General features: G+C 40.8%; 8 protein-coding genes. 5 read left to right on the top strand and 3 right to left on the bottom strand.

What is annotated here, in order from left to right:
- Both C7B62_RS21830 and C7B62_RS21825 read right to left on the bottom strand, forming a co-directional pair.
- Window positions 1-1,241: ammonium transporter (locus tag C7B62_RS21830; RefSeq protein WP_106242307.1), on the bottom strand; the 1,241-nt coding region annotated here is incomplete at its 3' end.
- A gap of 614 nt (window positions 1,242-1,855) precedes the next feature.
- Window positions 1,856-4,030, bottom strand: a complete 2,175-nt coding sequence (locus C7B62_RS21825) for a glutamine synthetase III (RefSeq protein WP_106242304.1) — start codon at window positions 4,028-4,030, stop codon at window positions 1,856-1,858.
- A gap of 462 nt (window positions 4,031-4,492) precedes the next feature.
- Between C7B62_RS21825 and apcB the strand changes: the two genes are divergently transcribed.
- From apcB to groL, 3 genes are all read left to right on the top strand, one after another.
- Entirely contained in the window at window positions 4,493-5,002 is a 510-nt protein-coding gene (gene apcB, locus C7B62_RS21820) for an allophycocyanin subunit beta (protein ID WP_106242302.1), read from the top strand.
- A gap of 424 nt (window positions 5,003-5,426) precedes the next feature.
- On the top strand, window positions 5,427-5,738 hold the full coding sequence (groES, locus tag C7B62_RS21815) for a co-chaperone GroES (RefSeq protein WP_106242299.1): 312 nt from the start codon (window positions 5,427-5,429) through the stop codon (window positions 5,736-5,738).
- A 129-nt stretch (window positions 5,739-5,867) separates the two neighbouring features.
- Window positions 5,868-7,493 (top strand): chaperonin GroEL, encoded by a 1,626-nt coding sequence (groL, locus tag C7B62_RS21810; RefSeq protein WP_106242296.1) that lies wholly within the window; start codon window positions 5,868-5,870, stop codon window positions 7,491-7,493.
- 205 nt (window positions 7,494-7,698) lie between these two features.
- Here the strand turns inward: groL and C7B62_RS21805 are convergent, their stop codons facing one another.
- Window positions 7,699-8,199 carry a gluconokinase gene (locus C7B62_RS21805; RefSeq protein ID WP_199194317.1) on the bottom strand — a complete coding sequence of 167 codons (501 nt, stop codon included), beginning with the start codon at window positions 8,197-8,199 and terminating at the stop codon, window positions 7,699-7,701.
- 80 nt (window positions 8,200-8,279) lie between these two features.
- Here C7B62_RS21805 and crtH point away from each other — a divergent pair, with 80 nt between their 5' ends.
- Window positions 8,280-9,800: a carotenoid isomerase gene (gene crtH, locus C7B62_RS21800; protein ID WP_106242289.1), complete on the top strand. Its 1,521-nt coding sequence runs from the start codon at window positions 8,280-8,282 to the stop codon at window positions 9,798-9,800.
- A 9-nt stretch (window positions 9,801-9,809) separates the two neighbouring features.
- Window positions 9,810-10,085, top strand: coding sequence for a hypothetical protein (locus tag C7B62_RS21795; RefSeq protein ID WP_106242285.1), 276 nt, complete (start codon window positions 9,810-9,812; stop codon window positions 10,083-10,085).
- Window positions 10,086-10,225 lie beyond the last annotated feature (140 nt).

Genomic DNA, 10,225 nt, shown 5'->3' with positions numbered 1-10,225 from the left:
ACAGTAAATGCAGCAATAGCAAGAACACCAATTAGCTGAGTAACTAGATTGTGTTCTGGATTAGTACTAAAGATACCCACTGCTAAAGTTCCCCAAATACCACATACCAAGTGGACAGAAGTTGCACCGACAGGATCATCAATTTTAATCCTGTCAAAGAAACCAACAGAAAAAACTACGATCACACCAGCAATTAAGCCGATGACGATGGCGGCCGGATAGGTAACATCTGCACAACCAGCAGTAATACCAACTAAACCAGCTAGAATACCGTTGATGACCATGGATAAATCTGGCTTACCATCTTTAAGCCAGGATGTTACAGTAGATGCTACGCCACCTGCTGCTCCTGCTAAATTAGTCGTCAGGGCAATATAAGGAACGTTAGCTGTTGCTGCCAGCTCTGAACCAGGGTTGAAACCAAACCAGCCGACCCACAAAATCAAACAGCCTAAAGTGGCAAAACCCATGTTGTGACCAGGAATAGCACTGATTCTACCATTTTGGTATTTACCCAATCTAGGACCTAGCATAGCTGCACCAACCAAAGCTGCCCACCCGCCAACAGAGTGAACCACAGTTGATCCAGCGAAATCTCTAAAGCCCATTTCAGCTAACCAGCCACCATCCCAAATCCAGTGTCCAGTAACAGAGTAAGACACAGCCACCAGCAGGGTGCTAAAGATGAGGAAAGCACCAAAATGAATTCTTTCTGCCACTGCACCAGAGACAATTGTCGCTGCGGTTGCTGCAAAAGCAACTTGGAAGAGAAAGGAAATTGATTCAGGTACTGCTGCAGGATAAGCGTCATTTCCATAGGGAGCAGGATTGCCACTAAAAAAGAAACCTTGTAAGCCAATAAAAGGGTTTCCCTCACCATACATCAGAGCATAACCAATTGCCCAATAAGCTAAAGTGGCTACAGCAAAAACAATTAAATTTTTCGCAAGAATATTTACCGCATTTTTTTGGCGACAAAATCCTGCTTCTACCATCGCAAATCCAGCATTCATAAAGACGACTAGAATCGTGCTAGTTAAGATAAATATTGTATCTACAACAACTGTTAGTTCTTCTAAGCTTTTAGGAGCTTCAAATCCTTGAGCTGTAGCTGCTGTATTCCAAACTACGACAATCACTGCCGCCAAAGGAATACACAGAAACCATGCAGAAGAGAACGATTTAAAGACTGTTCTTAAAGGTCTTGGAAGCAAGTTTCCAACTTGTGTTCCATTATTCATAATAGTTCTATACTCGAGTATTTTTTAAGTTTTAGATAATTCGGCATCCATTCAGCCAGATTTTAGATTAAATCAAAAAACATAGCTAGTCTGTAAGTTAAATGGCAAACTTAATTTTATTAAGTCTGCTCGATTTTTATTTTTTTTACCGTATTTATTAATACAAAATTTTTTCACAACAAACTGTATGAGCAAAAATTTTTTTGTAGAGGATAATTTAGATTAAATTAAGTTACTTTCACGCTAGTTACTTGCTCTTTTCGAGCTTGATTACCGAGAAAACCGTGGCAAGTAGTAATAAAATATGTGTCGATTGTATATATTTATTTTATCTATATTTTATAGAAAAATACAGTATCTTCAACTTGTGCCTGATTAACACAGAGTCTAAGTTAAATATTTAAAACTTATTATAAGTAATATGAAATAAAAACAAGAAGATCACACACTTTTTGTAGGGGCAAATAGCCATTCGCCCTTACAGAGTTTTTATTTGTAGTAAACATTTAAGTATTTCATATAAATAATTGATACATATAAAGCTTCTCATTAAAAAAGGTCGTATTATCTACGACCTGATGAAACAATTTCAAAGTTAAAAAACTTACAAGAAGTTATTTAATAAACAACATTTCTTGATAAGTTGGTAGAGGCCAAAGATCGTCAGCAACTTCGGATTCTAAAGCATCCACATCGGCTCTAACATCATCCATCAAAGAACGAAGAATGGTAGCTGAATACTTCATGTGTTCTTCAATAGTGTCAAAATCATCTTTAGCCAAAGCCGAAGCCAACTTAGATACCTTGGTAGTCAAAGAATTGGTTAATTTAGCAACTGTCTTGATGTTATCCTGATCGAGATTAATACCCATTTCTTCTAAACCAGCAACGGTGGCAGCAATGTCTGCTAAATGGCGCATAGCAGCAGGATAAATCGCAGTTTTTGCTATGTCGATGACTAGCTTGGCTTCAACTTCAATGGAGAGAACATACTGCTCGGCATAGACTTCAAAACGGCTTTCTAGCTCTACAGGAGAAAGAACTCCAGTTTTCTCAAACAGTTCTTCAATATATTTCTCTTTCAGCACTGGCAGCGCATCAGCGGTTGTCGGTAGGTTAGCTAAACCTCTCTCTTCCACTGCCATTCTGTGCCACTCAGCGGAATAGCCATCACCACCAAAGATCACGGCACTATGTTTCTGCATTGTTTCTTTGATGACCGCAACCACAGCATCATTAAGCTTTGTCCCTTTACCCAGTTCTGCTTCTAAAAGATCGCCGATCGCACTTAAAGAATCTGCCAACATGGTGTTGAGGGCAATCAAAGGACCAGAAACGGATTGCCCAGAACCTACTGCGCGGAATTCAAAGCGATTTCCAGTAAAGGCGAAGGGAGAAGTTCGATTGCGATCGCCCGCATCTTTAGATAAAGAAGGCAAGGTTTCTACACCAAAATCCAACTTGCCACTTTGAATATATTGACCGTCAAGTTCTCCCTGAGAAATTTTATTAAATAGTTCTTCTAATTGAGAACCTAGATAAACCGACATAATTGCAGGAGGAGCTTCGTTAGCACCTAAACGGTGGTCGTTGCTGGCGTTAGCAATTACTGCCCGCATTAAAGGACCATATTTATGTACTCCACGAATTACCGCAGCACAAAAAACCAAAAACTGAATATTTTCATGGGGAGAGTCACCAGGATCGAGTAGGTTACCCTGGGTGGAGTTGCCTACAGACCAGTTAACATGTTTACCAGAACCATTGATACCCGCAAAGGGTTTTTCATGCAGCAAGCAGACAAAGCCGTGTTTTTTCGCAGTTTGACGCAATAGGGTCATGGTTAACTGCTGATGGTCGGAGGCAACGTTGGCTGCTTCAAAAAAAGGTGCAATTTCAAACTGACCAGGAGCTACTTCATTGTGTCTGGTTTTCGCAGGAATACCTAAACGGTACATTTTCTTTTCCACGTCCTGCATAAAAACCTGAACCCGTTCAGGAATTGCGCCAAAGTAATGATCGTCGAACTGTTGACCTTTGGCGGGAGGTTTGCCAAACAAAGTTCTACCTGCTAGCAATAAGTCAGGACGACTGTTGGCAAACAGAGAATCTACTAAAAAGTATTCTTGTTCTGCACCACAGCTAGAATTTACGGGAGCGATATCGTGATAGCCCAATAATTTTAAGACTCTAGTTGCGGCCTTGTTCATTGCTCCAATCGATCGCAACAGAGGAGTTTTCTTATCTAGTGCTTCTCCCGTCCAAGAAACAAAGATAGTGGGGATACAAAGAGTTACCCCGTTGTCTGTTTCCATTAGATAAGCAGGACTAGTTACATCCCAAGCAGTGTATCCTCTGGCTTCAAAAGTTGAGCGGATACCACCGTTAGGGAAAGATGAACCATCAGGTTCGCCCTGGACTAACAGCTTACCTGCAAATTCGGCGATCGCACTACCATCACTTTGAGTTGAGATAAAACCATCATGCTTTTCGGCAGTGGCATTGGTCATGGGATAAAAAACGTGGGCATAGTAGGATGCACCTTTAGAAATAGCCCAATCTTTCATCGCCGATGCCACAGTATCCGCAATCGAAACATCCAACTGTTCACCAGCTTCAATGGTTTTCTTTAAAGACTTGAACACTGCTTTGGGCAGACACTGCTTCATTTTGCTGAGGCTAAAAACGTCTACTGCCCAAAGATCTTCTAAACGTGATGCAGCCCCAACAGGAATTGGTTCACGATCGGTGATTTGATAGATTGCTTGTGTGCGAGATTCGTATCCCATGACAGTTATGTTCTTCTTACAAATAAATACTTAAGTTTTATTGATCGTACTTGTTCGCAATTTTGTAAAATGTAAATTTGGTAACAGAACTTTATCACCTGATCAACGTTAGAAAGCTCCTCCAAAAATCTCTTGACAGTTAGTTTACTGCTTGTCCTGGTCAAGTAATGAAAGCTTTAAAGCTAAAGCTGAATTTCACCTTGGTCATAAGTCCCAACTCAATTTCTCGTTCACTCGATCGTGGGGTTGATTCAAATAAAGTTAAGCTTTGTTTTAAATTTGCTCTCTTGTAAGGGCAACAAAAATTTAAGATGTCAAAATTTAAACTAAACCGTAGTCGTTGCTACGAGTTATGGGATTATTAATAAAAGTAGCTTAAGACATAGCTTAAAAACTGAAGGCTAGAATTAATAGTCAAATTAGATAAATTTAAAAAATTGCTGTTGGGAGAAATTAGAGAAAATGCGAGACGCTGTTACCAACTTAATTAGAAATTATGATATTGCTGGTCGTTACCTAGACCGTAATGCCATCGATAGCCTCAAAGACTTTTTTGCTTCGGGTAATGCCAGGGTAGCTGTAGCTACAATGGTCAGTGGTAATGCTGCCACCATTGTTAAAGATGCTGGACTCAAATTATTTGAGGAAGTTCCTGAACTTATTAGTCCTGGGGGAAATGCCTATACTACTCGTCGCTATTCTGCTTGTTTGCGAGACATGGACTATTATCTTCGCTACGCTAGCTATGCTCTAGTAGCAGGAAGTATGGATGTGCTAGATGAAAGGGTTCTTCAGGGTTTGCGAGAGACTTATAATTCTTTGGGAGTGCCAATCGGCCCTACAGTGGTAGGTATCCAGATTATGAAAGACATGCTTAAGGAAATGGCAGCTAGTCAAGGAGTTGACAATACTAGCTTTATTGATGAACCTTTTGAGTATATGACCAGAGAATTAAGTGAGCTTTCTGTGTAATTATTTAGTAGGCTATTAACTTTTGTATAGATTACACAGGTATAAATCTTTTAGATAATCATCTTGACAAGTTAACAAATCGTCCCCAAATAATTTTGAATTTTATTTTTAAAGATTGGGGCGATTTTTTGCTGCAATTTGGGCTTAAATCGAGCGCAGAACCCCTCAAAAAAGACATGTAAATTTACACCATTGGTTTAAGCTTGCTTTTGCTTTTCAAATGCCTCTGTCCCAATCACTTCTGGGTAGATAACTGCTTACTTTGTACGGTAAACCACACTAAAAAAACTGTTGCCAGAGGTTACGTAGTTTAGCTAAATTAGCAGTCGGATGGTGAGAGTGCTAATCTAAACAAAGAGGCAACTTTCGCGAAGTCAGACTCGAAATATTTAAGTCTTTAGTTATCTATTCTGGAGAATTTTGCATGGCAGCTATTAGTATCAACGTTACAACTGTAAAGCCACTAGGCGATCGCGTATTCATCAAAGTTAGTGCTAGTGAGGAAAAAACTGCTGGTGGAATTTTGTTACCCGATGCAGCCAAAGAAAAGCCTCAAGTGGGTGAAGTTGTGGGTGTTGGCCCTGGTAAACCCAAAGATGACGGCGGTTACTCACCTTTAGAAGTGAAGGTAGGAGATAAAGTTCTGTATTCTAAATACGCAGGGACTGATATCAAACTAGGTGGTGAAGACTATGTTTTGCTATCTGAGAAAGATATCTTGGCAGCAGTTGCTTAATTTGTCTTTTGATGAGGTTATCAGTTAGTTACCCAGATTAAGGTTGTAGCTACTGGCAACTGTTAATCACAGCATCAAGAATTTTTACTATTCACTGTTTATCTTTTCATTAAGGCAAATACAAAACAAATGGCTAAATCTATTATTTATAACGACGAAGCCCGTCGTGCGTTAGAAAAAGGAATCGATTTATTGGCTGAAGCGGTAGCCGTTACCCTTGGGCCTAAAGGACGTAACGTTGTCCTCGAAAAAAAATTTGGCGCGCCCCAAATTGTTAATGATGGGATAACGATCGCCAAAGAAATTGAATTAGAAGATCATATTGAGAATACTGGCGTATCCTTGATTCGTCAAGCTGCCTCCAAAACCAATGATGTAGCGGGAGACGGAACTACTACTGCTACAGTTTTGGCTCATGCCATCGTTAAAGAAGGTCTGCGTAATGTTGCAGCAGGGGCAAATCCTATCGCCATCAAGCGGGGAATTGATAAGGCGATCGAACATTTGGTCGGTAAAATCAAAGAACAGGCACAGCCTGTGGGTGATTCTAAAGCGATCGCTCAAGTAGGAACTATTTCTGCTGGTAACGACCAAGAAGTCGGCGATATGATTGCTTTAGCAATGGATAAAGTCGGCAAAGAAGGAGTTATCTCCCTAGAAGAAGGTAAGTCTATGACTACCGAACTAGAAATTACTGAAGGGATGCGTTTTGATAAAGGCTATATCTCTCCTTATTTTGTCACTGACACTGAAAGAATGGAGGCAGCCTTAGAAGAACCTCTAATCTTGATTACCGACAAAAAGATCAATCTTGTACAGGATCTTGTCCCAGTATTAGAACAGGTAGCACGTCAGGGTAAACCTTTAGTAATCATTGCTGAAGATATTGAAAAAGAAGCTTTGGCTACTTTGGTCGTTAACCGTCTACGGGGAGTGCTAAATGTAGCGGCGATTAAAGCGCCTGGTTTTGGCGATCGCCGTAAGCAAATGTTAGAAGATATTGCAGTTCTAACTGGTGCTCAGGTTATCTCCGAAGATGCTGGTTTGAAACTAGAGAGTGCTAACGTAGACATGCTTGGTACTGCTCGTCGCATTAATATTACCAAAGACACCACTACTATCGTTGCTGAAGGTAATGAAGCGGCAGTTAAAAGCCGTTGTGAGCAAATTCGCCGTCAAATAGAAGCAACTGAGTCTTCTTATGACCAAGAAAAGCTACAGGAACGCTTGGCTAAACTTTCTGGTGGGGTTGCTGTAATCAAAGTTGGTGCGGCGACTGAAACCGAAATGAAAGACCGTAAATTGCGTTTAGAAGATGCGATCAACGCAACTAAAGCTGCGGTAGAAGAAGGGATTGTCCCTGGTGGTGGTACTACTCTCGCGCATTTAGTTCCTGGCTTAGAAGAATGGGCAAAGGCTAACCTTAAGGATGAAGCTCTAACTGGTGCAACTATTGTTGCCCGTGCCTTAACTGCACCTTTAAAAAGAATTGCCGAAAACGCTGGTCAAAACGGCGCGGTAATTGCCGAAAGAGTCAAAGAAAAAGACTTTAGCATTGGCTTTAATGCTGCTACCAACGAGTTTGTCAACATGTTTGAAGCTGGTATTGTTGACCCTGCTAAAGTAACTCGTTCAGCATTACAAAACGCTGCTTCGATCGCGGGAATGGTTTTAACTACCGAATGTATCGTCGTTGATAAGCCAGAAAAAAGTCAAGGTGCTGCTGCTGGCGGTGCTGGTGATTTTGATTATTAATTGGCAAAGCTTTAAGCTCTTCTTACGAAGTTTGCTCAACGGGGGGAACTCCCGCAACGCACGGCGGCTTTTGAGAAAGAATACTCTTACTCAAAACGCGCCTTAACTTCGCGCTAAGCTTTAAGCTTTACCCTGGCTATACAGTATTTAAGACTGTCTCATGTCATTTGTGAGATGGTCTTTTTTTTACAAACTTCGTTTGTAGCTATGAGCTATACGCTTGGTTGGCGATCCTCGTCAAAATCTCTTCTACTATTGCTTCAGGATCAAGAGCAATATCAATAGCGATCGCATCTTGTGGTTCTTCGAGAGTGTCAAACTGATTGCGGAGTAAATTAGGACTCATAAAATGTCCTGTACGCTGTTTCATTCTACTTTGAACGCGATCGTAGTCTCCTTTGAGATAGATAAAAACAACCTCAGAACTTTCTCCCCGCAGAATTTGACGATATTGTAGCTTGAGTGCAGAACAGGCTAATATACCATTCTGTTTGCTGCCTAGAGTATGAGAGATTAACTGCTGGAGTTCTTTTAACCAAGGGAGGCGATCGCTATCTGTCAAAGCAATACCGCGATTCATTTTGTCAAGATTTGTTGGAGAATGAAAATCATCAGCATCATAAAAATCCCAGCCAAGGCGATCGCTTAATAGCCTGCCAATAGTTGATTTTCCTGTGCCTGAAACTCCCATAATCACGTAAAACATACACTTAAAATCTAGCTTTGACGGTAAACTATATATCTAAACATTACTTGACTCTATTTCAGCATCTTTTTAATTAATTTATGAATGCGATCGCAACAACTCCGACCACAACATCGTATGACGTGGTGGTTATAGGTTCTGGTATTGGTGGTTTGGTAACGGCTACTCAACTAGCAGCCAAGGGAGCAAAAGTATTAGTTTTGGAGCGTTATTTGATTCCTGGCGGGAGTGGTGGTTACTTTGAACGAGGGCAATACCGCTTTGATGTAGGAGCATCAATGATTTTTGGTTTTGGAGACAAGGGTACAACTAACCTATTAACTCGCGCTTTAGCAGCGGTGGGAATGAAGCTAGAAATCTTCGCCGATCCCGTTCAGATTCACTATCATTTGCCCGATGACTTAGAATTAAGAGTCCATCGCGATTATGAAAAATTTTTGCAAGAGCTAATTGCTATTTTTCCCCATGAAGAAAAGGGAATTAGAGCATTTTATGGCAAGTGTTGGGAAGTATTTAACTATCTTAATTCCATGGAGTTGCTTTCCTTAGAAGAACCCCGCTATCTAGCGCGCGTGTTTTTCCAAAAGCCCTTCTCCTGTCTGGGTTTAGCTAAATATTTACCCTTGAACGTGGGGGATCTTGCCCGCAAGCAGATTAAAGATCCCAAGCTGCTGCAATTTATTGACATGGAGTGTTATTTGTGGTCGGTAGTACCTGCTGATAAAACCCCAATGATTAACGCTGGCATGGTATTTAGCGATCGCCATTACGGAGGAATCAACTACCCTAAAGGTGGTGTAGGGCAAATTGCCCAAAAACTAGCTGAAGGTTTAATTCAGGCTGGAGGAGAAATTAAATATAAAGCTAGAGTTAGTAAAATTATTTTGGAAAATGGTCAAGCTGTTGGTGTCAAGCTTGCCGACAATACTGAATATCGCGCTCAAAAAATAGTTTCTAATGCAACCCGCTGGGACACTTTTGGTAAACTAATTTCCCCTGAACAGACTCCCAAACAAGAAATCAAATGGCAGCAACGATATCAGAAATCTCCTAGCTTCCTCAGTCTGCATTTAGGAGTTGAGGCTAGTTTGTTACCCAAAGATACGGACTGTCATCATATTTTATTGGAAAGCTGGGACAAAATGGAAGCAAACGAAGGCACAATCTTTGTCTCGATTCCTACTTTACTCGATCCTAGTCTAGCACCGCCTGGATATCATATTATTCACACCTTTACCCCTAGCTGGATAGACGATTGGCAAGGACTATCACCTCAAGCGTATCAAGAGAAAAAAGAACTGGCTGCAACTAAACTCATTCATCGTTTAGAAGCAATTTTCCCTGGGCTTTCTGCTAGCTTAGATTATCAGGAAGTGGGTACTCCCCGTACTCATCGTCGCTTTTTAGGCAGAGAAGACGGGACTTATGGCCCAGTGCCAAGTCGTAAACTGGCTGGCTTGTTAGGAATGCCCTTTAATCGCACCAGCATTCCTGGATTATATTGTGTGGGTGATAGTACTTTTCCTGGTCAAGGTTTAAACGCTGTCGCTTTCTCTGGGATGAGCTGTGGACATCGCGTGGCAGTAGATCTGGGACTATAGTCATTCTTAATGGGTTTAAACTCTTTTAAACGCCTCAACCTGCCCCCTAAGTATCAAGAATATTTAACCTTAGCTTTAGAAGAAGCGCAACGTTTACAGCGTTTATTAAATCAAATTTTACTTTATGCCAAACCTCAAATCTTAAAGCGATCGCAGCTAGAGTTGAACTATTTGATCTCTGAAATGCTGGATCTCTTACAGACTATACCCTGTGCAGTGAGAAAACAACTTCACTTTATCTCTACCCCAACTCCTGTGCGAGTTGTAGCTGACCAAGATAAGTAGCTAGGCATAATTAATTTAAAGACTTATAGTCATTTCAAATAGCAACCAGTGGATCTTATAACGAAGTAACAAGTAACAAGTAACAAGTAACAAGTAACAAGTAACAAGTAACAAGTAACAAGTAACAAGTAACAAGTAAC

The organism is Pleurocapsa sp. CCALA 161 (genome assembly GCF_003003995.1).
In the GTDB taxonomy this organism is placed as follows: Bacteria; Cyanobacteriota; Cyanobacteriia; order Cyanobacteriales; family Xenococcaceae; genus Waterburya.
This window is presented reverse-complemented; position numbering and strand designations above follow the sequence as displayed.

Coding starts and splice junctions, on each gene's coding strand:
- C7B62_RS21825 (WP_106242304.1), bottom strand. CDS start 4,030: ATGGGATACGAATCTCGCACACAAGCAATCTATCAAATCACCGATCGT.
- apcB (WP_106242302.1), top strand. CDS start 4,493: ATGCGAGACGCTGTTACCAACTTAATTAGAAATTATGATATTGCTGGT.
- groES (WP_106242299.1), top strand. CDS start 5,427: ATGGCAGCTATTAGTATCAACGTTACAACTGTAAAGCCACTAGGCGAT.
- groL (WP_106242296.1), top strand. CDS start 5,868: ATGGCTAAATCTATTATTTATAACGACGAAGCCCGTCGTGCGTTAGAA.
- C7B62_RS21805 (WP_199194317.1), bottom strand. CDS start 8,199: ATGTTTTACGTGATTATGGGAGTTTCAGGCACAGGAAAATCAACTATT.
- crtH (WP_106242289.1), top strand. CDS start 8,280: ATGAATGCGATCGCAACAACTCCGACCACAACATCGTATGACGTGGTG.
- C7B62_RS21795 (WP_106242285.1), top strand. CDS start 9,810: ATGGGTTTAAACTCTTTTAAACGCCTCAACCTGCCCCCTAAGTATCAA.